Raw genomic sequence first — 25,277 nt, 5'->3', positions numbered from 1 at the left:
GTTTAGAATCCAGGATCCCAGTCAACTTCGATCCGTTGAGCTTCACGATCAATGTTTTTGATCACTTGCTCTTCAAGGAACGGAATTAATCGTTCCTTTTGTCCGAAAGCATCTTTTAGATTTGCTTTAATTACGAGAACATCGTTGGAGCCAGTTTCTAGCATGTCGGAAACGACACCTAGATCGTAACCTTTGTCGGTTACTACCTGCATACCAATCAAATCACGCCAATAGAACTCGTCTGATGGCAATTCTGGTAATACCGCAGGGTCAATTGAGATTTCAAAGTTAGTCATGAGCTGCGCTTCTTCGCGCACATCAAGACCCTCCAGCTTTACCACCAAACCTTTGTTATGGCGCTTCCAGCTTTCTACTTTGTACTCGACCCACTTTTCACCTTGCTTAATAAACCAAGGTGCGTAATCAAATATGCTTTCAGTATTGTCTGTGTAGGAAAAAACCTTGAGCCAACCGCGAATGCCATAAGTAGCACCAAACTTGCCTACAACAATCTTGTCATCGCTCATTGTTTCTTTACCTTTCATCGACATAAGCTAATTTCTACTTCTTAAAATAAGAATTAAGCCGCTTTTTGAGCGTCTTTAACTAGCTTAGCTACGCGGTCAGATACAGATGCGCCTTGACCAACCCAGTGGTTAACGCGATCTAGGTCTAGACGTAGACCTTCTTCTTGACCTTGAGCAGTTGGGTTAAAGAAACCAACTTTCTCGATGAAACGGCCAGTTGCTGCATTGCGGCTGTCCGCTACTACGATTTGATAAAATGGACGCTTCTTAGCGCCGTGACGTGCCAAACGAATGGTTACCATGTCGTCCTCTTTGCTTTCTCAAAAATAAAATTAACCCCAGAAACCATTTATCGCTAAACAGTTTGGGGCTCGTGCCAAAATAAAGCTCCGGAATTTTACTCTTATTCCGGAGCAATGCAAGGTATTTAGCTACTTTTTCACCACCATAAAATGAGATTTAAGTTTGTGACTTAGCTAACACCTTGAATTTTTTGTTGCTGGGTGAAATTAGCGTCCAAATGGATTGAAGCCACCGCCTCCCATTCCGCCCATACCACCCATCATGCCTTGCATGTTGCGCATCATGCCTTTCATGCCACCTTTCTGCATTTTCTTCATCATCTTCTGCATCTGAGTGAACTGTTTAAGCAGGCGATTAACGTCTTGTACTTGGGTACCAGAACCTGCGGCAATACGTTTCTTACGTGAGCCTTTAATGAGCTCAGGACGCTGACGCTCTTTCATCGTCATCGAGTTGATGATCGCTTCCATCTGCTTGAACATCTTATCGTCAACTTTGTCTTTCACGTTGTCCGGTAAATTGCTCATGCCTGGTAGCTTGTCCATCATCCCCATCATGCCGCCCATGTTTTGCATCTGACCAAGCTGTTCACGGAAGTCTTCAAGGTCAAAGCCTTTCTTCTCTTTAAACTTCTTAGCCAGCTTCTCTGCTTTATCTTGGTCAACATTACGTTGCAGATCTTCGATAAGCGACAGGACGTCACCCATACCAAGAATACGAGATGCGACACGATCCGGGTGGAACGGTTCTAGTGCGTCGGTTTTCTCACCAACACCGAGGAATTTGATTGGTTTACCAGTGATATGGCGAACCGACAGCGCTGCACCACCACGTGCATCACCATCTACTTTGGTCAGAACCACACCCGTTAGAGGCAGCGTATCACCGAAAGCTTTGGCCGTGTTCGCCGCATCTTGACCTGTCATCGCATCGACAACAAACAGAGTCTCAACAGGGTTAATCGCAGTATGCAGCTCTTGAATCTCAGCCATCATCTGCTCATCAACAGCTAAGCGACCCGCCGTATCGACAAGAAGTACGTCGTAGAATTTCTTCTTCGCATGGTCGATAGCGGCATTAGCGATATCAATCGGCTTTTGATCAGCTGAAGATGGGAAGAAATCAACACCCACATCTGAAGCCAGTGTTTCTAGCTGTTTGATCGCCGCAGGACGGTAAACGTCGGCAGATACAACCAGCACTTTCTTCTTATCGCGCTCTTTTAATAACTTTGAAAGCTTACCAACAGAAGTGGTTTTACCTGCACCCTGCAGACCAGCCATTAATACAACAGCAGGTGGCTGAGCAGCTAGGTTAAGCGCTTCGTTGGACTCACCCATCACCGCTTCAAGTTCAGCTTGAACGATCTTAATGAACTCTTGGCCTGGTGTTAGAGATTTCGAAACCTCTACCCCAACGGCGCTCTCTTTAATACGCTTAATAAATTCACGTACAACCGGAAGAGCAACGTCAGCTTCAAGAAGCGCCATACGCACTTCACGCAACGTCTCTTTAATATTGTCTTCGGTCAGACGACCTTTACCGCTGATGTTTTTCAGCGTTTTGGATAAGCGATCCGTTAAATTCTCAAACATCTTAGTCTCTTTACCCAGACGGTGTGCAAGGAGGCTCGCCCGTCAATATTGGCGAAAAATTACTATGAGTATACCTTAGCCAACCCATGCTTGACACTGCCTAGATAACTTTTGATATCTCAAGTCACGCAAATGAGCGAGATAAGTCATAGCTCAAGCCGTTGATGCAAGGTATAATTTGTTAAAAATTCACCAGCTCTAGAGAATAATGGATAACCTAATCGCCGTTGTTGCAGCCATACTTTATCTATTAGCGATTGCAACCATCGTTCCGGGACTTGTACATCAAACAGGGATCCGCGTAAAAACAGTCTTCGTTAGTGCCATTCTAGCGCTGGCTTTTCATGCGTGGTTACTAAGCGATCTTATTTTGGGCAGCTCCGGGCAAAACCTCAGTATTCTGAATGTCGCCTCATTAATCGGCTTTATTATCTCTTTAGTCATGAGTGGCGCGATGCTAAAAACTCGCCTCTGGTTCTTATTGCCTGTGGTTTATAGTTTCTCTGCAATGAATCTCGTTGCGGCTGCATTTTTGCCAAGCACTTTTATTACTCATCTAGAACAAGACCCTAAGCTGCTGATCCATATTTCCTTGGCACTGTTCTCATACTCGACTTTGACCATTGGCGCTCTGTACGCATTACAGTTGGCATGGCTTGACCATAAACTCAAAACCAAGAAAGCCTTGGCGATAAACCCCAACTTACCACCACTATTAATGGTTGAACGTCAGCTATTCAATATCATCTTAATTGGTAATCTACTACTGACAGGGACACTACTGACTGGCTTTATCTTTGTCCAAGATATGTTTGCTCAAGGGAAAGCGCATAAAGGCATCCTTTCGTTTATTGCGTGGGTTGTCTATTCAGTACTGCTTTGGGGACACTACCAGAAAGGCTGGCGCGGCAGGAAAGTGACTTGGTTTGCCGTGGCAGGTGCCACTTTACTGACCCTAGCTTATTTTGGCAGCCGATTTGTACGAGAAATCATTCTTCGCTAGCTAACTAGTATCAACAAAGGTGCATCGAATGCACCTTTTTTTTACAGTATTCAGTTCTCTTTTTGAAATTGACTTAACCCAGAAATTAGGTCATAAATTAACCAAACATAACAAGGAAAAGATAAGCTTTGGACGACATATCAACGGGTATCTTATTTGCGCTACTCGCGTGTCTTATTGTTATTTCAGGATATTTTTCAGGCTCAGAAACAGGGATGATGTCTCTGAACCGATACCGCCTAAAGCACCTAGCCAACACAGGTCACAAAGGTGCTAAACGTGTTGAAAAACTACTCGACCGCCCCGATCGTTTGATAGGTTTGATCCTCATCGGCAACAACCTCGTCAATATTCTTGCTTCTGCAATTGCCACCATTCTGGGTATGCGATTGTTTGGTAACTTAGGTGTCGCCATTGCAACTGGTACGCTCACCTTAGTCATTCTGGTCTTCGCCGAAGTCACGCCAAAAACCCTTGCAGCCCTCTATCCTGAGAGAGTGTCATACGCGAGCAGCGTTGTACTGACTATCTTGATGAAGGTTCTTTCTCCGCTGGTTATCTTGGTTAACTTTATCACCAACGGTTTCATCCGCCTTCTTGGAATCAAAGCCGATCATGGTGGTGACGATCACTTAAGCTCTGAAGAATTGCGTACTGTCGTCAATGAAGCGGGGAGCCTGATTCCACGTCGCCACCAAGATATGTTGATCTCCATTCTCGATTTAGAGCATGTGACGGTAAACGACATCATGGTGCCACGTAATGAGATTACCGGTATTGATATCAATGACGACTGGAAATCTATCGTACGTCAGTTAACTCACTCCCCGCATGGACGAGTGGTTTTATATCGCGACCAGATTGATGAAGTGGTTGGTATGCTGCGCTTACGAGAGTCATACCGATTAATGCTCGAGAAGAACGAGTTTACCAAGGAAACCTTGCTCCGTGCTGCTGATGAAGTTTATTTCATTCCGGAAAGTACCCCGCTCAACGTGCAACTACTTAAATTCCAACGCAACAAAGAGCGCATTGGTTTAATCGTTGATGAGTACGGCGATATTATCGGCTTGATTACTCTAGAAGATATTTTGGAAGAGATCGTGGGAGAGTTTACCACCTCTATTGCACCAAGCTTGTCTGATGAAATTACCCCACAAGGTGATGGCAGCTTCCTTATTGAGGGCAGTGCCAATATTCGAGACATCAACAAAGGGCTCAAGTGGACATTGCCTACTGACGGGCCAAGAACGCTGAACGGATTGATTCTCGAACACTTAGAAGATATCCCGGAAAGCCACCTCAGTGTGCAAGTCTCTGGTCATCCGATGGAAATCGTTGAGCTCGAAGAGAACCGCATCAAGCTAGTAAAAGTATTTCCTGTTCTCAAAACGCAGTAGCAAGTACAAAATATAGAAGATCAAAAAAGCCTTGGAATTCCAAGGCTTTTTTCTATCAGTTTGAAGATTAATCTTCAGTGACACTAAATAGGTTTTCCATATTTAGTCCCTGCTTGATCAATATCTCTCGTAGGCGACGTAAGCCCTCTACTTGTATTTGACGAACACGTTCACGAGTAAGGTTAATCTCGCGACCGACCTCTTCAAGAGTCGATGGCTCATAGCCAAGAAGGCCAAAGCGACGCGCTAAGACTTCTTTTTGCTTTGGATTAAGCTCATCCAACCAATGGATTAGAGAGTTTTTGATGTCGTCATCTTGCGTTGAAACTTCAGGGTCTGAGTTATTAATATCTGGAATGATATCAAGCAGAGCCTTTTCACCATCGCCACCAATGGGTGTATCAACAGAACTGATACGTTCATTAAGGCGGAGCATTTTACTCACATCATCGACTGGCTTGTCTAGTTGAGTTGCTATCTCTTCTGCAGTAGGCTCATGGTCAAGTTTCTGTGAAAGTTCACGAGCAGTACGCAGGTAAATATTAAGCTCTTTGACGACGTGAATAGGTAATCGAATCGTGCGAGTTTGATTCATTAATGCTCGTTCAATAGTTTGACGAATCCACCATGTTGCGTAGGTAGAGAATCTGAAACCACGCTCTGGGTCGAACTTCTCAACCGCACGGATCAATCCTAGGTTCCCTTCTTCAATAAGATCAAGAAGCGCTAGGCCACGGTTACTGTATCGACGTGAGATTTTCACTACTAAGCGAAGGTTGCTTTCGATCATTCGTTTACGCGCAGCTTCGTCACCTCGCAAGGCACGACGCGCATACAGAACTTCTTCTTCAGCGGTAAGTAGTGGAGAAAAACCAATTTCACCTAAGTAAAGCTGGGTAGCATCAAGACTTTTGGTCGATGCATCAAACTCTTCTTTGGTTTCTTGTGCGGGTTTTGCGGATTCTACGGCTTGAAACGTTTCCGTTGTTTCTTGACCGATTTCGAATTCTTCGACTTTCGTTGCTGTATTGCTGATACTCATAGCGCCTCCCCCTGGCGAGCTAGCAAGACATTACTACGTCTAATGTCGCTATTTTACCTAACAGTAAATTTACGGTAAGTAGCGTTTTGGATTTACTGACTTACCTTGATAGCGAATTTCAAAGTGCAAACGAACGCTGCTTGTTCCTGAGCTGCCCATTGTTGCAATCTTTTGGCCTGCTTTTACACTTTGTCCTTCGTGTACTAGCAACCGATCATTATGTGCATATGCACTGAGGTAATTGTCGTTATGTTTTATAATCACAAGATTACCGTAACCACGTAGCGCATTGCCTGAATAAACGACGGTGCCACCTGCTGTCGATACGATGGATTGACCTCGCTGTCCTGCGATATCAATACCTTTATTCCCTTGATCTCCAGCAGAAAAGTTTTTGATTACTCTCCCTTTTGTTGGCCATAACCACTTGGAAATTTTATTGTTGTTGGTAGTTGGTTTGCTAACAGTTTTGTTAACATTTTGTTTACCTGTAGAACCAACATACTCCTTTGATTTCGATTGATCAACCTTCTTCGGTGGATCTTTTTTCACCGTTTTGTGATCTTTCTTAGCCTGAGTTGAGCTAACCTTTTGATTCGAGTTTTTACTCGAACTTGACTTATTGCTTGAGGTAGATGGAGTACTTGTAGCAGCGACAACAGCGCCCGCCCCAGTGCCACCGTACGCCGGTGCGGTATAAGCAGGCTGCCATAACTTCAATTTTTGCCCTGGGTAGATGGTATAAGGTGCTTTTAACCCATTGTAACTAATGATTTCTTTTACATCCTTGTCTGTGACATAGGCTATAAAATACAGCGTATCGCCTTTTTCAACTTCATAGAAGCTACCTCTGTAGCTTCCCCTTGAAACTGAGCTGTAGTCTTTTTTCAGTCCGGTCACTGGCGCAGGAGTATGCGCCGCACATCCTATCAATGCACTGCACAAGGCCAACACCAGAAGAAAATAAGACTGCTGCTTCATCTTTACGCCAGATCACCTGCAACTAAAGGAACAAACCTTACCATCTCTACCACTTCGGAAAGATATTCATCACCATTGCGGGTAATCTTCAATAACTGCTGCTCTTCGTTACCTACAGGAATCACCATAACACCGCCCTCTGCTAATTGAGCAAGTAATGCCGCGGGTACTGATTCAGCTGCTGCGGTAACAATAATCGCATCAAATGGCGCTTTTGCAGCCCACCCTTGCCATCCGTCACCATGCTTAGTCGAAACATTGTAGATATCGAGCTGCTTTAGACGACGCTTTGCTTCCCATTGCAACGCTTTAATCCGCTCAATTGAAAACACATGCTCAACTAGTTGGGCCAACACAGCAGTCTGATAACCAGAACCTGTGCCAACTTCAAGGACTTTACTCTGCCTCGTCAGACCTAATATCTCGGTCATCTTAGCGACAATATATGGCTGAGAGATGGTTTGCCCCTGCCCAATTGGCAATGCATTGTTGTCATAAGCTTGATGCACCATCGCTTGAGAGACGAACTGCTCTCTAGGTAAACGATAGATAGCATCGAGTACTTTCTGATCTTGAATGCCACTCGCGACAAGAAAGTCGATTAATCTGTCAGCATGTGGGTTTACCATTCTTATTGTTCCTTTAACCAGTGATCCATACTTGTCAGAGATTCATGTGCAGTCAGGTCAACTTGCAGTGGTGTAACTGATACGTAGCCTTGTTCAATCGCGAAGAAATCCGTCCCCTCTCCGGCATCCTGTTCTTTCCCTGGGGGGCCTAACCAATAAATATCATGACCACGTGGATCTTTCTGCTTAATCATTGCTTCAGCGTGATGGCGCGCACCCAGTCGAGTTACCTGAGTTCCCTTTAACTGAGACAGCTCAACATCCGGAATATTAACATTGAGAAGCCTGTTGGTTGGAATAGGTTTAGCTGCATGCTGAGAGACTAACTCGCGCGCAATGGTCGCTGCGGTTGCAAAATGGTGTTTGCCCACCAGCGAGAAAGCTATCGCTTGCACACCGAGAAAGTGACCTTCCATTGCTGCGGCGACAGTCCCCGAGTAAAGTACATCATCACCCAAGTTTGCACCGTGGTTCACTCCTGCTAGCACGAGATCTGGCAAATCATCTTTCATCAACTCATTGAGTGCAAAGTGGACACAATCTGTTGGTGTCCCTTGGACTGAAAAAATCTTCGGTGAAATTTCGGTCACGCGCAAGGGCTGCTCTAACGTCAATGAGTTAGAAGCACCAGAGCGGTTACGGTCAGGCGCAACGATCGTCACCTCTGCCATATCTCTTAACGAATCGGCTAAGGCATGAATCCCTTCAGCATGAACACCATCATCGTTACTAATTAGGATTTTTAGTGGCTTATCATTCATTGATAGTGACGCTCCACTTCGACCTCTTCAATTAGCTCTCGAACAATGGCAGTCGCAAAACAGCCTGCATCTAAGGAGAACTTCAAAGTCACTTGGTCACCATTAACTTCCCAAGTGAGGTCTTGAGGCATTAGTGAAATCTCACGTCGCTCATGACGCATGCGATTACCGCGAATCAAAGCCATTAAGTCAGGCTCTGCATCCAAATGCGGTTGCTCAAGCTCAAGTGCTTGCTCTAGAGTCGGTAAAGCATTGTCGCCCGCCATTGCGGCAGTAATTTGCGCTTGGCCAAAACTCAATTGCTCCGTCACACTGGCTAGATTGTCCTGAGTGATAGTCACTCGCTCATCACCTTGCAAAACGATGTCACCCATCACTGGCTGAGCGAAAAGGTCTTTCTCAATGCGCTCTGATAGAATCGTGTTGAAGATCCAAGATCGTGCAGCAGACAAATAGAGGCTACGTTTGTTCTGGTTGCGAGTGCGGACGTTTTCTCGCCCCCAACGACGAGCTTCGTTAAGGTTATTACCTTGATTACCAAAGCGTTGGCTACCAAAATAGTTTGGCACCCCTGTTTTCGCCACAGACTCTAAACGTGACACTACATCTTCAACATTGCTCACTTCTGTGATGGTCAGCGTAAATTCATTGCCAACCAAGTCACCCGGGCGCAACTTTTTGTTATGTCTGTTTGTTGCCAGTATTTCAATACTCGGATATTGGGCGAGAAAAGCACTAAAGTCTGGTGTCTCTCCTTTTGGCAAATGGACACTCAGCCACTGCTCTGTAACTGCGTGGCGATCCTTAAGACCAGCCCAGCTAACATCTTTAGATTTGACACCGCATGCTTTGGCCAATTCATTAGCGACAAAGCTAGTATTTTCACCCGTTTTACGGATACGCACCATAAGGTGTTCGCCGCTACCAGTGAAGTCAAAACCTAAATTTTCGTTGACTTGAAAATGCTCAGGCTCAACTTTTAGTTTGCCCTTTGCTACTGGCTTACCATTTAAGTAAGCCAATGGAGATAAAATATCAGACATAGTTTTTTCCGTTACTTGGCAGCCAAAACAATTCAAGCCAACCAGTAATCTATTTATTCTTTAATCAGCACCACAACCGCTGCAGTTGCAATACCTTCTTTGCGCCCAGTGAAACCCAAACGCTCAGTCGTCGTTGCTTTCACGTTCACATTACCGATATCTGTTTCCAGATCTTGGGCAATCACCTGACACATAGACTCAATATGCGGCGCCATTTTAGGTGCCTGCGCCATGATCGTAACGTCAGCATTACCAAGAATATAGCCTTGTTCTCGTACTCGACGGTAAACATCGCGTAATAAATCTCGGCTATTGGCTCCTTTCCACTTGTCATCAGTATCAGGGAAATGACGACCAATATCACCGGCAGCGATTGCACCTAGCAATGCGTCACACAATGCGTGCAGAGCGACGTCACCGTCCGAGTGGGCAATCAGCCCTTGCTCATAAGGAACGTCAACACCACCAATTATAACAGGGCCTTCGCCACCAAATTTATGCACATCAAAGCCGTGGCCAATTCGAATCATGAGTTATCCTTTGTTTCTATTTAGATAAAACTCAGCTAACGCTAAATCTTCTGGTTGGGTTATTTTTATATTGTCAGCGCGTCCCTGAACTAAGGCGGGCTTTTCTCCTAACCATTCCATTGCTGACGCTTCATCTGTGATAGCAACACCACTAGCGAGCGCCTTCGTCAATGCTTGTGTTAGCGGCTGAGCTTTAAACAGTTGTGGAGTAAGTGCATGCCACAATGCTTCTCTTTCGACAGTATGATCAATATTTTGCTCACTATCCGCTCGTTTCATCGTATCTCGCACTGGCGCCGCGAGAATACCACCTAACTGATTGTTATCAGCTTCTCTCATCAAACGATCGACATCTTCTAGTGCGAAACATGGCCGCGCCGCATCATGTACTAACGCCCATTCGGCGAGTTGATTTTGCTCGATGTACTGCAAAGCGGATAACACGGAATCTGCCCGTTCTTTACCACCTGATACTCGAATGACATTCGGGTGATCTGCTAAAGAAAGCTCTGGATAGTATGGGTCACTGGCTGTGATAGCGACGACCACTTTATTGACCATAGGATGGAGCAAAAGTTTTTCAACAGTATGCTCTAATACTGTATGACCTTGGATCTTGAGGTACTGCTTAGGACGATCCGCTTTCATGCGACTCCCCACACCAGCGGCGGGGACAACAGCTACCACAGACATTTGACGGGTCGAAGACATTTAATTGTCCTCCCCAACGATACGATAGAAAGTTTCCCCTTCTTTGATCATACCAAGCTCATGGCGAGCGCGTTCTTCAATCGCATCAAGCCCTTGGCGTAAATCATCAATCTCCGCAAACATTTCATCATTGCGAGTTTTTAAGTTGCCATTAACTTGGTGCTGAACTTGGGTTTCAGCATTCACGGCCTGAAAATCGGAAATACCATTTTTGCCGAACCACAGTTCAAATTGTAGCCAGCCTAAAACTAAGGTTAGGGTCAGTGCAAAAATCCGCATACCGTCAATCAAAGAAGAGAGATAAAGAAAGACCACATATATATCACAATGTCGCGGTTCAAGCGAGATTGGACTATGTGGTCTAGGTAAAGATTGTGTATCTGTTTGAAAGACTTAGTTCATCATTAAAAACGCGAACAAGCCGACACCTAAAATCAAACGGTAGATAACAAATGGTGTCATGCCCATGCGCGAAATAAGCTTCAAGAAGAAGTGGATACAGATGTAAGCACTAATAAATGAAGTCACAATCCCTGTCAGTAAAAAGCCTAAGTGGATAGGTTCTCCACTCGTCACCAGCTTAAGACCTAGATAACCGCCCGCTAACAAAATGATTGGAATCGACATTAGAAAAGAAAAACGTGCCGCCGCTTCACGGGTAAAACCAAGATACAGAGCCGCAGTGATAGTTGCACCAGAGCGAGACGTGCCAGGGATCATTGCCATTGCTTGAGCGATACCAATAAACAACGCTTTCTTCCAATCTGCTTGATACTCATCATCGGCCAACTTAGAATTTTTATCGACATACCAAAGCAGTAAACCAAAGACGATAGTGGTCGTCGCAATAACCCAAGCACTACGTAAATACAGCTCGATAATGTCTTTCATCAGCAAGCCAAACACACAGGCAGGAATGGTCGCCAAGATAATCATCCACGCTAACTTAGCTTCTTTGCTTCGCTCGCCTCTAAAAATAGAGCCTAAGAATGCTGAGAGTAAGCTGATCACTTCTTTGCGGAAATAGATCACCACCGCAGCTAAAGTACCAACGTGCACTGCGACATCAAACGCTAGCCCTTGGTCTTCCCAACCCAAAACGGCCGACGGTAGAATCAGATGCGCAGAACTAGAAATAGGCAAAAATTCGGTTAGTCCTTGAATCAAAGCAAGAACAAAAGCTTCAAAATAACTCATTAAAATCTCATAACGTCTTCAGGTCTTGTGACCTTAGTTAAACCATAAGGGAATGGCTTCTAAATCGGTATCGAACGAGGTCTGCTGCCAAATTTGCTCAATAGTCCGTCCATCTTGAGGGACAACTAATTGTGGACAAAGCTCAAACAGTGGCTTAAGTACAAAGGCATATTTAAAAATATCACCACGCGGTATCTCAGGCTTAGATGAACAGGTTTGATCACCAAACAAGATAATATCGAGATCGACAGTACGAGGCTCAAACTTGCCAGCGTTCTCAGCTCGCCCCCATTTGAGCTCAATTTTACGCAGCTGTCGTGAAAATTCCGTTAAAGTTAACGATGTTTTCATTTCTACGACAAGGTTGTAAAAAGCATTACTCTCAAAGCCAATAGACTCGCACTCATAAATCGTCGATAGACGAATATCGCGACCGAGCGTGCCCAGTTCAGTAATGGCAGCTTGGATATGTTTGCGCCTGTCAATGTTTGAACCAATACCTATATAGGTGGTGATCATGCAGTGCCTCTTTCAATCACCACACCTACGCCTGCTGCTTGAGGGACTGCCCCCGGTTTAGTAAGACGAATTTTAATCCAAGGAACATTGAAACGAGACATAATCAGTTCAGCGACTTCTTCTGCAACACGCTCGACTAACAGGAATCGACCACCTTCAATATGAGAGAGCACCGCTTGGCTAACCTGAGCATAATCAAGCGCATCAACCACATCATCGCTTTTACCCGCAGGACGGTTATCGTGAGCCATTTCGATATCAAGCACCAGTTTTTGCTTAATCTCTTGCTCCCAATCGTACACTCCAATCGTAGTAATCACTTCGAGTTGCTCAATAAATACTTTATCCATTTGTTGCTTCCTTTAGAGGTCGGATACCCAATTTAAGTAAAAAGTCGTACTATTTGCAGCTCAAACTAGACTGATTTTGTAGTTTGAGAGCGTCAGGCGCGATATGATATCAGTTACTTGCTTGGCTAACACCTGTTTCGGACGAGTTACTCTACTATGACCCCACTAGCACTGATCATGATCATCTTTGCCTATATGCTAGGCTCGATATCGAGTGCTGTGCTTATTTGTCGTGTACTGCGTTTACCGGATCCTCGTGGTGTTGGTTCAAACAATCCTGGCGCGACCAACGTATTAAGAATTGGCGGAAAGAAAGCAGCGGTTGCAGTTCTTCTATGTGACATGTTGAAAGGCACCATTCCTGTCTGGGGCGGTTACTTCCTTGATATTGATCCTATCATTCTTGGCGTTATCGCGATTGCAGCCTGCTTAGGTCATATGTACCCGCTGTTCTTTCACTTTAAGGGCGGCAAAGGGGTAGCCACAGCCTTGGGCGCTATTGCTCCGATTGGATTGGATCTAACGGGTATGATCATCGCAACTTGGCTGAGCGTAGCGTTTTTGTTCCGCTACTCGTCTCTGGCAGCCATTATCACTGTGTTACTTGCACCGTTTTATACGTGGATGGTTAAGCCGCAATACACACTGCCAGTAGCCATGCTGTGCTGCTTGATTATTTTCCGTCATCACCAAAACATTAAGCGTCTATTTGAAGGAACGGAACCTAAAGTAGGTGAAAAGAAGAATGGATTAAATAAAGCCTCATAATTATGAGGCTTTATAGAGGTTTTCTAGTCTAATTAAGAGTATACGCGCTCTAAGAAACTCTTAAGCATCTCAGTAACGAAATCCGCTTGCTCTAGGTTAGAGATATGACCCGCTTTCGGAATCTGAATGAGTTCAGAACCTGAAATTGTATCGTGCATCAGGTATGACTCTAGAACTGGGCGAGGTTTATCTTCTTGGCCTACCGCAATCAAAACGGGTAGAGCGAATTTTTCGATCTCTTCAATTTGGTCGCGACGACCAAATACCATGCGCCCTACACGAGCGACTTCAACCGCTCTATCACCTTTTAAGCTGCGCAAAGATTCAGTGAATCTCTTGACCAATTCAGGGTTATCTTGCTGTGCGTTATTGGCAAAAAACAGTGGCGTCACCGCTTCAACCAATGGTTCTGGTACCGCTTGTAGCTGGCTGATGGTATCGAGCATACCGAAGTATTTCGCATGGGTAACTTCAGGCTCTAGACCAACAAAAGTATCCATCAATACTAGCGACTGAACGCGTTGTGGTACTAGGCTAACCACTTCAGTGCCCCACATTCCGCCCACCGACAGACCGACAATTGAGAAGGATTCGATATCAAGATGATCCATCAATGCCACTATCTGCTTAGCGTAATCCGTTAAAGAACGCGTCGACTCTGGTGCAAAGTCTGATTGGCCATGCGCCCATAGCTCTGGAACGATACAGCGGTAATCTTGGCTCAATGCAGCGACTTGTGGCGCCCACATCTCGCTATCCCAAAGATAACTGTGGCCGAGAACAATCACTGGACCTTGACCAATATCTTGGTACGCCATTTCACGCCCGTCGATCGCAAACTTATTCATCTCTATTTATCCATTTGTTTTATAAAGTCCAAAGCGTAGCACTTTTTACATCGTTAACAGCTCGGAGCTTAGATACAAAAAAGTCGCCTTACTGGGCGACTCTGCTCTTATTCGGCAATTGGTTCTAGTTGATCGATAGGCCAACGTGGTGTCGCTTGAACCGAAAGATCGGCCACTTCACCATTTTTTAGTCGCTGCATACCTGCATACGCGATCATTGCCCCATTATCTGTACAGAATTCCGTGCGTGGGTAGTAAACTTCGCCACCAATTTTCTTTGCTAGCTGCTCAAGATCAGCGCGCAGACGACGGTTGGCGCTCACTCCCCCAGCAATCACGATACGCTTAAAACCTGTTTGCTCTAGCGCTCGCTTACATTTGATCGTTAGAGTCGCACATACGGCTTCTTCAAACGCTAACGCGATATCCGCGCGGGTCTGCTCATCATCACCATTGGCGGCAATCGTATTGGCAGTAAACGTCTTTAGACCTGAGAAACTCATATCAAGTCCTGGTCGATCCGTCATAGGACGTGGGAACTTAAAGCGACCAGGCGTACCTTTTTCCGCAAGTTTAGACAGCAAAGGGCCGCCCGGGTAATCTAAGCCCATTAACTTAGCAGTTTTATCAAATGCTTCACCAGCCGCGTCATCGATTGACTCGCCAAGGATCTTGTATTCACCAATACCTTTCACTTCAACCATCATCGAGTGACCACCAGAAACCAATACCGCAACAAACGGGAAAGGTGGTGGATTGTCTTCAAGCATTGGTGCTAATAAATGTCCTTCCATATGATGGACAGGCACCGCAGGCACACCCCAAGCGTAAGCGATACTGCGGCCTATGGTGGCACCAACCAACAGGGCACCCACAAGACCTGGACCTGCGGTATAAGCGACGCCATCAATATCTTTTGGCGTCAGATTCGCTTCCGCCATTGCCGCTTTAATTAACGGAATCGTCTTTTTAACGTGATCGCGTGAAGCCAGTTCTGGCACTACACCACCATAATCAGCGTGCAGTTTTACCTGACTATATAATTGATGCGAAAGCAGTCCTTTCTCATCATCGTAAATAGCAATTCCTGTTTCATCACAAGAGGTTTCGATACCAATAATGCGCATGGTTTACCTTGGATGTCTCTGTCTAGTATTCAAAATTGGCGCAATCTTACCGCGCCTTCGCTTCTCAAACAAATTTTGTGCAAACTCTACCCAACAAAATACTTTACAAAGCCAGTGTGATCAGATTAAAATTCCGCACCATTTTTGATCAAGCTGATTGTAGACCTAGCTGCTAAGCTAAGTACTGTGAAGTCAGCATTAACGAATTAACCCCTGAGGTGAAAGGCATATGCCAGTAGTTAAAGTACGTGAAAACGAACCGTTCGACGTTGCTCTACGTCGTTTCAAACGCTCTTGCGAAAAAGCAGGTATCCTTTCTGAAGTGCGTCGTCGTGAGCACTACGAAAAACCAACTACAGTTCGCAAACGCGCTAAAGCAGCAGCTCAAAAGCGTCACGCTAAGAAGCTAGCTCGCGAAAACGCTCGTCGCGTTCGCCTGTACTAATAACTAAGTCCTAAAGGATTATAGTTATGGCTCTGATTGACAAACTCAAAGAAGAGCAAAAATTAGCGATGAAAGCCAAGGACAAAATGCGCCTTGGCACTATTCGTTTAGCTCTGTCAGCAATTAAGCAACGTGAAGTCGACGAACGGATCACTCTGGGCGAAGATGACATTCTTGCTGTGTTGACCAAAATGGTTAAACAACGTCGCGACTCTGTGGCTCAATTTGAATCAGCAGGTCGTCAAGATCTTGCAGATGCTGAGAAGGCTGAAATCACTGTACTTGAGGACTTTATGCCTCAACCGCTTACTGACGAAGAAGTCGCTGCGCTAATTGATAGTGCAATTGCTGAATCTAGTGCTGCGGGCATGCAAGACATGGGTAAAGTGATGGGCGTTCTTAAGCCTCAAATTCAAGGGCGCGCAGATATGGGTAAAGTTAGCGGTTTAGTTCGCGCTAAACTGGCTTAATAACCCAACCCAATTGCAACAAGCCGTGCTATCCTTCGGAATGCGCGGCTTGTTTGTATCTACCCTTTCTTATTGTTAGTGCATTTTTCTAAGGTTTTATGGCAGGACACATCCCTCGAAGTTTCATTGATGATCTCCTTGCTCGACTTGATATCGTCGACATTATTGACGCTCGCGTAAAACTTAAGAAAAAAGGCAAAAACTACGGCGCTTGTTGCCCATTCCATAACGAAAAGACCCCATCATTTAGCGTTTCTCAAGAAAAGCAGTTCTATCACTGTTTTGGCTGTGGTGTACACGGTAACGCCATCGATTTTATGATGGAGTATGAACGTCTCGATTTTGTTGAGGCGATTGAAGAATTGGCTTCTTACTTAGGCTTGGAAGTTCCGCGAGAGCAACGCCAAGGCGGCAGCTTTCAATCCAACCAACCCAAAGCTAACTCCGAACAGAAGCGCAATCTGTATGACTTAATGGGCAGCATTGGTCAGTTCTACCGTGACCAACTTAAGCAACCTAAAAGCAAGGTCGCGATTGATTATCTCAAAGAACGTGGCTTGTCTGGTCAAATCGTTCAGAAGTTTGGTATTGGCTATGTAGCCGATGAATGGGACCTTGTACGCAAGAACTTTGGTCAAACACCGCAAACGCAAGAGATGTTAGTCTCTGGCGGTATGCTGATTGAGAATGACAAAGGTAACCGCTACGACCGTTTCCGTGGTCGTGTGATGTTCCCTATCCGTGATCGTCGCGGTAGAGTGATTGGCTTTGGTGGTCGAGTGATTGGTGACGGTACACCAAAATACCTTAACTCTCCTGAAACACCTATTTTCCACAAAGGTAAAGAGCTCTATGGCCTTTACGAGGTAATGCAAGCCTATCGCGAGCCTGCGCAAATCCTCGTAGTGGAAGGCTACATGGACGTGGTTGCGTTGGCGCAATATGGCGTCGACTATTCAGTTGCCTCACTGGGTACTTCAACTACAGGTGATCATATTCAGCTGCTGTTCCGTCAGACCAATACCGTGGTTTGTTGCTACGATGGTGACCGAGCAGGTAAAGAAGCCGCATGGCGAGCGTTAGAGAACGCTCTGCAATACCTAAAAACCGGTAATACGCTTAAATTCTTGTTTTTGCCCGATGGTGAAGACCCAGACAGCTATGTCCGTAAATTCGGCAAAGAAGCGTTTGAGCAACAAATAGAACAAGCAACGCCGCTTTCGAGCTACTTGTTCGACAACTTGATTGAAATCCACAATCTGAATCTTGGAAGCAATGAAGGTAAATCCGCACTTCGAGCTCATGCCAGTGCATTGATTGATAAAATTCCTGATCCTTACTTCCAAGAACTGCTCGAAAAACTATTGGATGAGCGTACCGGCTTTGACAATCGTCTACGCCAGACACGTAAGAAAACCAGCGAAACTCGACCTCAACCGCATAAAGAGATCAAACGTACGCCTATGCGCGAAGTGATCGCTTTGCTTATTCAAAATCCGAGCTATGCTGAAATGGTACCAGACCTCTCTACTGTGAGAGAGTTAACAGTACCGGGACTAAGTTTATTTGTTGAGGTGCTTGATTATTGTCATCAGCATCCCAATATCACTACGGGTCAGTTATTAGAACGCTGGCGAAATAGTAGCCATGAGGCACTTTTATCTCGTCTCGCTGGGTGGGAAATCCCCCTCGACGAAGATAATCAACAAGATATATTTTTAGATTCATTGGACAAGATTCTTGCCCAATGCGTCGAAAAGCAAATTGAAAACCTGCAGGCCAGAGAAAGAAGTGTCGGTTTATCAACCGAAGAAAGAAGGGAGCTGCTAGCTTTGATGCTAGATTTAAAAGCGTAACCCTGTTCGAATAGTCAGCAATAAATAAATTTGTTAAGATGTGTGGTTTGCAACTCGCATACTAATTCCTTCACCAGATACTAAGTTGGATACCGTCTATGGATCAAAATCCGCAGTCACAGCTAAAACAACTTGTCATTAAAGGCAAGGAACAAGGCTATCTGACCTACGCAGAAGTAAACGACCACCTGCCAGCAGAAATCGTCGATTCAGAGCAGGTCGAAGATATCATTCAGATGATTAACGACATGGGCATTCGAGTAGTAGAAACTGCTCCAGATGCTGATGATCTAGCGCTGAACGATGACGATACAATTACCGATGAAGATGCAGCGGAAGCTGCTGCTGCTGCGCTTTCAAGCGTAGAGAACGAAATCGGCCGCACCACTGACCCAGTACGTATGTACATGCGTGAAATGGGTACCGTTGAGCTATTGACTCGTGAAGGCGAGATCGATATTGCAAAACGTATTGAAGATGGTATTAACCAAGTTCAAAACTCAGTGGCGGAGTATCCAGGTACTATCCCATACATTCTTGAGCAATTTGACAAGGTTCAAGCTGAAGAGCTACGTCTAACTGACCTAATCACAGGCTTTGTAGACCCAGACGCTGATGAGACGGCTGCTCCAACAGCAACTCACATCGGTTCTGAGCTTGCTGAATCAGATCTTGAAGATGAAGATGCTGAAGAAGAAGACGCGGAAGAGTCTGAAGACGATGAAGAAGAAGAGGAAGATACAGGCATCGATCCTGAGCTTGCTCTAGAGAAGTTCACGGCTTTACGTAACACATTCCAGAACTACCAGCTTGCTTGTAACGAGTACGGCAATGAAAGCCCGAAAGCGACACTGGCTCATGAGATGGTTATCGACGTCTTCAAAGAGTTCCGTCTAACGCCTAAACAGTTCGACTACCTAGTTGAAGAGCTACGCACTTCTATGGAACGTGTACGTACTCAAGAACGCTTAATAATGAAAGCGTCTGTTGAGTACGGCAAGATGCCGAAGAAATCGTTCATCACGCTATTCACTGGCAATGAGTCAAGCGAAGCATGGCTAGACGAAATCCTATCTTCTGATAAGCCATACGCTGAAAAGATTCGTCGCAGCGAAGACGATATCCGTCGCTCTATCGCGAAACTGAAAGTGATCGAAGAAGAGACATCACTAACTGTTCAGAACATCAAAGACATTAGCCGTCGTATGTCTATCGGTGAAGCGAAAGCTCGCCGAGCGAAGAAAGAGATGGTTGAGGCGAACTTACGTCTAGTAATCTCTATCGCGAAGAAATACACCAACCGTGGTCTACAGTTCTTGGATCTGATCCAAGAAGGTAACATCGGTCTGATGAAAGCGGTAGATAAGTTCGAATACCGTCGTGGTTACAAGTTCTCGACTTACGCGACATGGTGGATCCGTCAGGCAATCACTCGCTCAATCGCAGACCAAGCTCGTACGATTCGTATCCCAGTACACATGATCGAAACGATCAACAAGCTTAACCGTATCTCTCGTCAAATGTTGCAAGAGATGGGTCGTGAGCCGCTACCGGAAGAGTTGGCTGAACGCATGCAAATGCCGGAAGACAAAATCCGTAAAGTACTGAAGATCGCCAAAGAGCCGATCTCAATGGAAACACCAATCGGTGATGACGAAGATTCGCATCTAGGTGATTTCATTGAAGATACGACGCTTGAGCTACCACTAGACTCTGCAACTGCAGGCAGTCTAAAAGTAGCAACCAAAGACGTTCTTGCGGGTCTTACACCACGTGAAGCGAAAGTACTACGCATGCGTTTCGGTATCGATATGAACACTGACCACACTCTAGAAGAGGTGGGTAAGCAGTTTGATGTAACACGTGAGCGTATTCGTCAGATCGAAGCTAAAGCGCTGCGTAAACTTCGTCACCCTAGCCGTTCAGAAACTCTGCGCAGCTTCCTAGACGAGTAAACTCTTCAGTTTTGCTAAGATTGATGAAAAGGTGAGCACTGGCTCACCTTTTTTATTGCCTATCGATTTAAGTGGATAAAATCTAAGCGCATTTACCCTAGATAGCGTCTAGACAGCTAGATCTGCATCCCCTATAATCATTGCCCTACACGGCCCCTTAGCTCAGTGGTTAGAGCAGTCGACTCATAATCGATTGGTCCGCAGTTCAAGTCTGCGAGGGGCCACCATATACAGAAAGGCCTGAGAGCGAATCCGCTTCTCAGGCCTTTTGCTTTTTTAGCTGCTGTGTAGCAAATATGTAGCAGATTTTTCAGCTCAAGTAGAAAAGCGTGTTTAGAGTAGCCCAACACACCCTTCTTAGTTTTACTGCCGAAATTGGAAAGAAGCTACTTTCTTGATTTCAGGCAAGTATTCATATTAATCCTCACACCTATATCTGCTTCTTAATGTAGAATATCGCTCGTTATTAGATAGCTTATCACGAGTGAAAATGAAAATTACATACACTGAAGTTCACGATAACCTGCGTCAGTTATCGACAAGCATTACGCCTGAATCATACGTATATGATTTCCTAAACTGTTTTGGCACAGCAAAAGCATCGATCACTCGATTAAAGAAGAAGTTTGCTGATAGCGATGAAGTTATCTCTAACGGACAAATACACTTTAAGAAAGCCAGCAGTAACCTAGAGCAAGAGCTTGATGCCCTGTCACAACAAAAGTCACTCAAGAAGAACAAGATCCGTTTTGTTTTTGTTACTGATTTTAAAACCGTGTTTGCTCGTGATGTCAAAGCTGACGACACGATTCAACTCAAGATCGAAGAATTACACGATGAGTTCGAGCTCTTCTTACCCCTAGCAGGGATGGAGCGTGCTAGCCTAGCTACAGAGTCAGTTGCGGATGCTAAAGCAGCCGAGAAAATGGCAAAGCTTTTTGACTTACTAAAAGTCGAAAATGCTATCGAAACAGAAGAACAGATCCACGCAATGAACGTGTTTCTGTCTCGTGTATTATTCTGCTTCTTTGCAGAAGATACTGGGATATTCGCCAAAGATCAGTTTACTAAAACACTTGGCTCGCTTTCGCACGATGACGGTTCCAATGTTCATACTGTAATGGAAGAGCTGTTTAATGTTCTCGACACTACCAACCGTGAAAACTGCTCAAATAACTTCAAATCTTTCCCTTATGTAAATGGTGGATTGTTTGCTGAAACGATTTCGATTCCTCACTTTAATACTCGATCTCGTAGGGCGCTTATTGAGTGTGGCTCGTTAGACTGGTCTGCAATCAACCCAGATATTTTTGGTTCAATGATCCAAGCCGTAATGGACGTAAAAAAACGTTCAGAGATGGGGATGCACTACACATCTGTTCAAAATATTATGAAGGTGTTAAGCCCTCTCTTTTTGGACAAGCTAACCGAAGAGTATCTAAAAATCCTAGATACTGACGTTAAAGATGAAACCAAGGTCAAAAATCTAAAAGCTCTTTGTGCAAGGCTCTCGAAGATAAAAGTCGGAGATATGGCTTGTGGTTCAGGTAACTTCCTGATCATTGCGTATAAGGAGCTGCGTCAGCTAGAGATGAAGATCCTTAAAGCGATTCGCCACCTTGAAGGTACTGACGACCAAATGAACCTTATGTTCGGTGCTCCACAGTGTGGAATCTCCCTCGGTCAGTTCTATGGTATCGAGTATGATGATTTCGCTTGTAGTATTGCAATACTCTCTCTTTGGCTTGTTGAGCACCAAATGAACCAACAGTTCAACGAAGAGTTTGGAGCTAGTGAAGCGACCCTCCCTCTAAAATCATTCAATAACATCATTCATGGCAATGCCTTACGCATTGACTGGAATACGGTGATGCCAAATGAAGGAGATGTATATCTTGTTGGCAATCCACCATTTTACGGAACATCCATGCAAACTGCCGAGCAAAAGGCTGATATGGATATTGTTTTTGGTGAAATAAAAAATATCAAAAAATTGGACTATGTCAGTTGTTGGTTCAAAAAGGGTCACGACTATCTACTTGCAAACTCAACATCCAAGTGTGCGTTCATATCAACAGATTCCATTTGTCAAGGAGAGCAAGTTGCTCTTCTTTGGCCTCACATTCTTAAAGTTCCAATAGAGATTGACTTCGCTCACCGTTCTTTTAAGTGGTCAAATAACGCTAAGTATAATGCTGGCGTATCTTGTATCGTTGTTGGGTTAAGAAATACGTCTTCAGACAATAAATACATCTATCAAGGTCAGATAAAACTGAACGCAAAAAATATTAACGGGTACCTTCTTGATGGTAGCAATGTATTTGTAGGGAAAGAAAAAAAGCCTCTCTTTGCTCTTCCTTCAATTGATTATGGAAGTAAAGCAACAGATGGAGGTCATTTGATTATGTCGACAGAGGAGAAAGACGAAATCATTAACAAATATCCTCAATCTTCCCTGTTGATCAAAAAATACCTAGGATCAGACGAGTTGATAAAAGGCAAAGTGAGATGGTGCCTTTGGATATATGAATCTGATCTTGAACTTGCCAAATCAATACCACCGATAGCACAGCGCATTGAATTAGTTAGGCAAATGAGATTAGCAAGCTCAAAAATACAGACACGAAAGTATGCTGAAACAGCATTCCACTTTGAACAAGATAGGTATCAACCTGAGACAGCTCTTTTTATACCCTCAGTATCCTCCGAAAACCGCTTGTATATCCCAATGGAATATCAAGATAAAAACACTGTAGCTAGTAATGCTAATTTTGCTGCGTATAACCTTCCTGAATATGCTTTTGCCATATTAAGTAGTTGTTTACACACCCTTTGGGTAAAAACTGTGGGTGGTGCATTAGAAACACGGCTAAGGTATTCCAATACCTTATGCTACAACACTTTTCCAATACCCACACTGTCAGATCTTGATAAAGAAGAATTGCGTTCATATGCAACCCGCATTATTAGGTCTCGAATTATGAACGGTGGGACATTAGCACAACTATATGATCCAAAAAAGATGCCTGATGACTTGTGCAATGCTCACCGAGAGTTAGACACTTTTGTTGACTCTCTATACCAAAAAGCCACAAATCGCTCGAAGCCTATCACTACTGACGCTGAACGTCTTGAAGTACTATTCAAAATGTATGCTGAAATGAAGGAGCAACAATAATGACTACAAACTTTGTTGAAGTTACATATCAAACAAGCTCCGATAGCGTAAATACAAACACAATGGGTATGAGGGAGATGCAAGCTCGAGCTTATGAAGCTCGTCAGTCACAATACCTATTGTTAAAGTCACCGCCAGCGTCTGGTAAGTCTCGTGCACTGATGTTTATCGCTCTTGATAAAATGCAGAACCAACACATCAAGAAGACGATCATTGCCGTTCCTGAAAAGTCCATTGGTGGTTCATTTTCAGATACCGACCTATCAACTTACGGCTTTTTCGCTGACTGGACTGTCAAAAAAGAAAACAATCTATGTATAGACGCTAGCGATACATCTGGCACTTTCAAAAAGTTTATGCTGTCAGGTGACGATGTTCTAGTTTGTACTCATTCAACCTTACGCAACTCGTTCAAATCTCTTGAACCTTCGGACTTTAACGATTGTTTAATCGCAATTGATGAGTTCCATCACCTGTCTGCAAATGACGACAACATTCTAGGCGGTGTTCTGCAAGCTCTAATGAACTCCTCTAATGCACATATTGTTGCGATGACAGGTTCTTACTTCCGAGGTGATGCAGAGCCTGTTTTACTTCCAGAGTATGAGAATCGTTTTGATAAGGTGACTTACAACTACTACGAGCAGTTAAATGGTTATAAGCACCTAAAATCATTGGGGATTGGCTACCATTTCTATCAAGGTTCTTATCTCTCTGAGATCGAGCAAGTTCTTGATACTGATAAAAAAACCATTCTTCATATTCCTAACGTTAACTCAATGGAATCAACAGGCAATAAGTACCAAGAAGTCGACTATATCATTGACTCAATTGGTGAAATTATTGATGCTCGAAGTATTGACCCTAAAGCCTATGATGCGGGTGTAATTTTTGTTGAGCGCAAAACTGATGGGAAAATTATTCGTGTAGCTGACTTGGTTAATGACAACCCTAAAGAACGTGAAAAAATCCAAGGTTTTCTCCGTGATATATCAAGTGTCGATGATATGGATCTCATCATTGCGCTTGGTACAGCAAAAGAAGGTTTCGACTGGGCGTATTGTGAACACTCGCTAACCATCGGATACAGAGGCTCACTGACTGAAATTATTCAGATTATCGGGCGATGTACCCGTGACTCAGAAAACAAGACTCACGCTCAGTTTACTAACCTCATTGTAAACCCCGATGTTAGTGACACTCTGATCAAAGATTCCGTAAACAATATGCTAAAAGCTATCACTTGCTCTTTGCTTATGGAGCAAATCTTAGAGCCAAGGCTTAATTTCCGCTCTCCACAGTCTAAAGAGAACTCTGACGATAGCATTAACAAAGACAAGTTCGACAACGACTATAAAAAAGAGCAAGAAGCACTCAAGAAATTAAATGAGCAGAAAAAATCTGGGACAGTTGAAATTAAAGGATTTGCAGAGCCATCTACAGACAAAGTTAAGCAGATTATTCAAGAAGATATAACTGAGCTTCAAGCCGCTGTATTGCAAGATAATGTTATGCAGAAAGCAATGGCAGGCAGCATTGACGCTGAAGTAGCAAACCGAGTCCACCTACCTCGAATCATTGCTGAAAAATTCAAAGGGCTAGGCCTATCGGATGAAGAAGTGGAACAGATTCGTCAACACTTTGTCGCAGAAGCGCTGATAAAGCCGTCACGCATTAAAGAGCAGAAAAATGCTGATGGAACAACATCTAGATTCATCGAGATGGCAAACAAGCGATTTGACTTAGATGATTTAAGCATTGACTTGATTGATTCTTGCAACATTTACGAGAACGCTTTTGACGTGCTATCTAAATCTGTTGATGCTCCTGTGCTTAAAGCAATCAAGAATGAAATCGACTCACAGAAAATAACCATTACTAAAGAAGAAGTTCTTATCCTCTTCAAAGAGCATAAAATAGAAGAATTCATGGCGACCCATCAAAGAAAGCCTTCTCTAGAGTCAAGTGATCCGCTAGAAAGAAGGCTTGCAGAAGCAATTGTATTTGTTGAAAAAATGCGCCAGCAACACGGGAGATGA

General features: G+C 44.3%; 25 protein-coding genes and 1 tRNA gene. 10 read left to right on the top strand and 16 right to left on the bottom strand.

Going from position 1 to position 25,277, the window contains the following annotated elements; genetic code table 11:
- Nucleotides 1-2: 2 nt before the first annotated feature.
- The 3 genes from rimM to ffh form a co-directional block, all read right to left on the bottom strand.
- A complete protein-coding gene (rimM, locus tag AC6R16_RS20275) occupies nt 3-551 on the bottom strand; it encodes a ribosome maturation factor RimM (protein ID WP_004742594.1) in 549 nt (182 codons plus the stop codon).
- Between the two features lie 29 nt (nt 552-580).
- Nucleotides 581-829: a 30S ribosomal protein S16 gene (gene rpsP, locus AC6R16_RS20270; RefSeq protein WP_004742593.1), complete on the bottom strand. Its 249-nt coding sequence runs from the start codon at nt 827-829 to the stop codon at nt 581-583.
- A 207-nt stretch (nt 830-1,036) separates the two neighbouring features.
- Nucleotides 1,037-2,425 carry a signal recognition particle protein gene (gene ffh, locus AC6R16_RS20265; protein WP_004742592.1) on the bottom strand — a complete coding sequence of 463 codons (1,389 nt, stop codon included), beginning with the start codon at nt 2,423-2,425 and terminating at the stop codon, nt 1,037-1,039.
- A gap of 208 nt (nt 2,426-2,633) precedes the next feature.
- On the opposite strand from ffh, the gene AC6R16_RS20260 reads away from it, so the two are divergent.
- Nucleotides 2,634-3,428: a cytochrome C assembly family protein gene (locus AC6R16_RS20260; RefSeq protein ID WP_004742591.1), complete on the top strand. Its 795-nt coding sequence runs from the start codon at nt 2,634-2,636 to the stop codon at nt 3,426-3,428.
- 128 nt (nt 3,429-3,556) lie between these two features.
- Nucleotides 3,557-4,828 carry an HlyC/CorC family transporter gene (locus AC6R16_RS20255; RefSeq protein ID WP_239850746.1) on the top strand — a complete coding sequence of 424 codons (1,272 nt, stop codon included), beginning with the start codon at nt 3,557-3,559 and terminating at the stop codon, nt 4,826-4,828.
- 67 nt (nt 4,829-4,895) lie between these two features.
- On the opposite strand, the gene rpoS is transcribed toward AC6R16_RS20255, so the two are convergent.
- From rpoS to folB, 11 genes are all read right to left on the bottom strand, one after another.
- Entirely contained in the window at nt 4,896-5,870 is a 975-nt protein-coding gene (gene rpoS / locus AC6R16_RS20250) for an RNA polymerase sigma factor RpoS (protein ID WP_004742589.1), read from the bottom strand.
- 69 nt (nt 5,871-5,939) lie between these two features.
- Nucleotides 5,940-6,851, bottom strand: a complete 912-nt coding sequence (nlpD, locus tag AC6R16_RS20245) for a murein hydrolase activator NlpD (RefSeq protein WP_367938014.1) — start codon at nt 6,849-6,851, stop codon at nt 5,940-5,942.
- A 2-nt stretch (nt 6,852-6,853) separates the two neighbouring features.
- The gene (locus AC6R16_RS20240) at nt 6,854-7,480 is read right to left on the bottom strand and encodes a protein-L-isoaspartate(D-aspartate) O-methyltransferase (protein ID WP_500675543.1); all 627 of its coding nucleotides are present in this window, start codon (nt 7,478-7,480) and stop codon (nt 6,854-6,856) included.
- A gap of 2 nt (nt 7,481-7,482) precedes the next feature.
- Nucleotides 7,483-8,241, bottom strand: a complete 759-nt coding sequence (gene surE, locus AC6R16_RS20235) for a 5'/3'-nucleotidase SurE (RefSeq protein ID WP_500675542.1) — start codon at nt 8,239-8,241, stop codon at nt 7,483-7,485.
- Nucleotides 8,238-9,284 (bottom strand): tRNA pseudouridine(13) synthase TruD, encoded by a 1,047-nt coding sequence (gene truD / locus AC6R16_RS20230; RefSeq protein ID WP_500675541.1) that lies wholly within the window; start codon nt 9,282-9,284, stop codon nt 8,238-8,240. The genes surE and truD overlap by 4 nt, the downstream gene beginning before the upstream one ends.
- Nucleotides 9,285-9,337: 53 nt before the next feature.
- Entirely contained in the window at nt 9,338-9,814 is a 477-nt protein-coding gene (ispF, locus tag AC6R16_RS20225; protein WP_004742584.1) for a 2-C-methyl-D-erythritol 2,4-cyclodiphosphate synthase, read from the bottom strand.
- Nucleotides 9,815-9,817: 3 nt separating this feature from the next.
- Nucleotides 9,818-10,525, bottom strand: coding sequence for a 2-C-methyl-D-erythritol 4-phosphate cytidylyltransferase (ispD, locus tag AC6R16_RS20220; protein WP_500675540.1), 708 nt, complete (start codon nt 10,523-10,525; stop codon nt 9,818-9,820).
- A complete protein-coding gene (gene ftsB / locus AC6R16_RS20215; protein WP_004742582.1) occupies nt 10,526-10,804 on the bottom strand; it encodes a cell division protein FtsB in 279 nt (92 codons plus the stop codon).
- A 114-nt stretch (nt 10,805-10,918) separates the two neighbouring features.
- Nucleotides 10,919-11,722 carry an undecaprenyl-diphosphate phosphatase gene (locus tag AC6R16_RS20210; RefSeq protein WP_500675539.1) on the bottom strand — a complete coding sequence of 268 codons (804 nt, stop codon included), beginning with the start codon at nt 11,720-11,722 and terminating at the stop codon, nt 10,919-10,921.
- 33 nt (nt 11,723-11,755) lie between these two features.
- On the bottom strand, nt 11,756-12,241 hold the full coding sequence (gene folK / locus AC6R16_RS20205) for a 2-amino-4-hydroxy-6-hydroxymethyldihydropteridine diphosphokinase (protein WP_239850760.1): 486 nt from the start codon (nt 12,239-12,241) through the stop codon (nt 11,756-11,758).
- Entirely contained in the window at nt 12,238-12,591 is a 354-nt protein-coding gene (folB, locus tag AC6R16_RS20200; protein ID WP_004742579.1) for a bifunctional dihydroneopterin aldolase/7,8-dihydroneopterin epimerase, read from the bottom strand. The genes folK and folB overlap by 4 nt, the downstream gene beginning before the upstream one ends.
- A 156-nt stretch (nt 12,592-12,747) precedes the next feature.
- Here folB and plsY point away from each other — a divergent pair, with 156 nt between their 5' ends.
- Nucleotides 12,748-13,359 carry a glycerol-3-phosphate 1-O-acyltransferase PlsY gene (gene plsY / locus AC6R16_RS20195; protein WP_500675538.1) on the top strand — a complete coding sequence of 204 codons (612 nt, stop codon included), beginning with the start codon at nt 12,748-12,750 and terminating at the stop codon, nt 13,357-13,359.
- A gap of 32 nt (nt 13,360-13,391) precedes the next feature.
- Here plsY and AC6R16_RS20190 read toward each other — a convergent pair whose 3' ends face one another.
- Nucleotides 13,392-14,207: an alpha/beta fold hydrolase gene (locus AC6R16_RS20190; RefSeq protein WP_500675537.1), complete on the bottom strand. Its 816-nt coding sequence runs from the start codon at nt 14,205-14,207 to the stop codon at nt 13,392-13,394.
- A 107-nt stretch (nt 14,208-14,314) separates the two neighbouring features.
- Nucleotides 14,315-15,334, bottom strand: a complete 1,020-nt coding sequence (gene tsaD / locus AC6R16_RS20185) for a tRNA (adenosine(37)-N6)-threonylcarbamoyltransferase complex transferase subunit TsaD (protein ID WP_004742576.1) — start codon at nt 15,332-15,334, stop codon at nt 14,315-14,317.
- Nucleotides 15,335-15,563: 229 nt separating this feature from the next.
- Here tsaD and rpsU point away from each other — a divergent pair, with 229 nt between their 5' ends.
- The 7 genes from rpsU (at nt 15,564) to AC6R16_RS20150 (ending at nt 25,277) form a co-directional block, all read left to right on the top strand.
- A complete protein-coding gene (rpsU, locus tag AC6R16_RS20180) occupies nt 15,564-15,779 on the top strand; it encodes a 30S ribosomal protein S21 (protein ID WP_001145625.1) in 216 nt (71 codons plus the stop codon).
- A 26-nt stretch (nt 15,780-15,805) separates the two neighbouring features.
- Nucleotides 15,806-16,249 carry a GatB/YqeY domain-containing protein gene (locus tag AC6R16_RS20175; protein WP_500675536.1) on the top strand — a complete coding sequence of 148 codons (444 nt, stop codon included), beginning with the start codon at nt 15,806-15,808 and terminating at the stop codon, nt 16,247-16,249.
- Nucleotides 16,250-16,347: 98 nt separating this feature from the next.
- On the top strand, nt 16,348-18,105 hold the full coding sequence (gene dnaG, locus AC6R16_RS20170) for a DNA primase (RefSeq protein ID WP_500675535.1): 1,758 nt from the start codon (nt 16,348-16,350) through the stop codon (nt 18,103-18,105).
- Nucleotides 18,106-18,203: 98 nt separating this feature from the next.
- Nucleotides 18,204-20,060, top strand: a complete 1,857-nt coding sequence (gene rpoD / locus AC6R16_RS20165; protein ID WP_171324730.1) for an RNA polymerase sigma factor RpoD — start codon at nt 18,204-18,206, stop codon at nt 20,058-20,060.
- Nucleotides 20,061-20,211: 151 nt separating this feature from the next.
- A tRNA-Ile gene (locus AC6R16_RS20160) sits at nt 20,212-20,287 on the top strand.
- A gap of 263 nt (nt 20,288-20,550) precedes the next feature.
- Nucleotides 20,551-23,238 (top strand): class I SAM-dependent DNA methyltransferase, encoded by a 2,688-nt coding sequence (locus tag AC6R16_RS20155; protein ID WP_500675534.1) that lies wholly within the window; start codon nt 20,551-20,553, stop codon nt 23,236-23,238.
- Nucleotides 23,238-25,277: a DEAD/DEAH box helicase gene (locus AC6R16_RS20150; protein WP_500675533.1), complete on the top strand. Its 2,040-nt coding sequence runs from the start codon at nt 23,238-23,240 to the stop codon at nt 25,275-25,277. The genes AC6R16_RS20155 and AC6R16_RS20150 overlap by 1 nt, the downstream gene beginning before the upstream one ends.

The organism is Vibrio sp. R10-SG3-ISO10, from assembly GCF_059834185.1.
This window is presented reverse-complemented; position numbering and strand designations above follow the sequence as displayed.

Bases quoted from the DNA above. Each gene is read 5' to 3' on its own strand.
- AC6R16_RS20210 (WP_500675539.1), bottom strand. From the start codon at position 11,722: ATGAGTTATTTTGAAGCTTTTGTTCTTGCTTTGATTCAAGGACTAACC.
- ftsB (WP_004742582.1), bottom strand. From the start codon at position 10,804: ATGCGGATTTTTGCACTGACCCTAACCTTAGTTTTAGGCTGGCTACAA.
- AC6R16_RS20155 (WP_500675534.1), top strand. From the start codon at position 20,551: ATGAAAATTACATACACTGAAGTTCACGATAACCTGCGTCAGTTATCG.
- dnaG (WP_500675535.1), top strand. From the start codon at position 16,348: ATGGCAGGACACATCCCTCGAAGTTTCATTGATGATCTCCTTGCTCGA.
- truD (WP_500675541.1), bottom strand. From the start codon at position 9,284: ATGTCTGATATTTTATCTCCATTGGCTTACTTAAATGGTAAGCCAGTA.
- rpoD (WP_171324730.1), top strand. From the start codon at position 18,204: ATGGATCAAAATCCGCAGTCACAGCTAAAACAACTTGTCATTAAAGGC.
- plsY (WP_500675538.1), top strand. From the start codon at position 12,748: ATGACCCCACTAGCACTGATCATGATCATCTTTGCCTATATGCTAGGC.
- rpsU (WP_001145625.1), top strand. From the start codon at position 15,564: ATGCCAGTAGTTAAAGTACGTGAAAACGAACCGTTCGACGTTGCTCTA.
- rimM (WP_004742594.1), bottom strand. From the start codon at position 551: ATGTCGATGAAAGGTAAAGAAACAATGAGCGATGACAAGATTGTTGTA.
- ffh (WP_004742592.1), bottom strand. From the start codon at position 2,425: ATGTTTGAGAATTTAACGGATCGCTTATCCAAAACGCTGAAAAACATC.
- AC6R16_RS20260 (WP_004742591.1), top strand. From the start codon at position 2,634: ATGGATAACCTAATCGCCGTTGTTGCAGCCATACTTTATCTATTAGCG.
- rpsP (WP_004742593.1), bottom strand. From the start codon at position 829: ATGGTAACCATTCGTTTGGCACGTCACGGCGCTAAGAAGCGTCCATTT.
- folB (WP_004742579.1), bottom strand. From the start codon at position 12,591: ATGGATAAAGTATTTATTGAGCAACTCGAAGTGATTACTACGATTGGA.
- AC6R16_RS20190 (WP_500675537.1), bottom strand. From the start codon at position 14,207: ATGAATAAGTTTGCGATCGACGGGCGTGAAATGGCGTACCAAGATATT.
- folK (WP_239850760.1), bottom strand. From the start codon at position 12,241: ATGATCACCACCTATATAGGTATTGGTTCAAACATTGACAGGCGCAAA.
- rpoS (WP_004742589.1), bottom strand. From the start codon at position 5,870: ATGAGTATCAGCAATACAGCAACGAAAGTCGAAGAATTCGAAATCGGT.
- ispD (WP_500675540.1), bottom strand. From the start codon at position 10,525: ATGTCTTCGACCCGTCAAATGTCTGTGGTAGCTGTTGTCCCCGCCGCT.
- AC6R16_RS20150 (WP_500675533.1), top strand. From the start codon at position 23,238: ATGACTACAAACTTTGTTGAAGTTACATATCAAACAAGCTCCGATAGC.
- nlpD (WP_367938014.1), bottom strand. From the start codon at position 6,851: ATGAAGCAGCAGTCTTATTTTCTTCTGGTGTTGGCCTTGTGCAGTGCA.
- tsaD (WP_004742576.1), bottom strand. From the start codon at position 15,334: ATGCGCATTATTGGTATCGAAACCTCTTGTGATGAAACAGGAATTGCT.
- ispF (WP_004742584.1), bottom strand. From the start codon at position 9,814: ATGATTCGAATTGGCCACGGCTTTGATGTGCATAAATTTGGTGGCGAA.
- surE (WP_500675542.1), bottom strand. From the start codon at position 8,241: ATGAATGATAAGCCACTAAAAATCCTAATTAGTAACGATGATGGTGTT.
- AC6R16_RS20175 (WP_500675536.1), top strand. From the start codon at position 15,806: ATGGCTCTGATTGACAAACTCAAAGAAGAGCAAAAATTAGCGATGAAA.
- AC6R16_RS20240 (WP_500675543.1), bottom strand. From the start codon at position 7,480: ATGGTAAACCCACATGCTGACAGATTAATCGACTTTCTTGTCGCGAGT.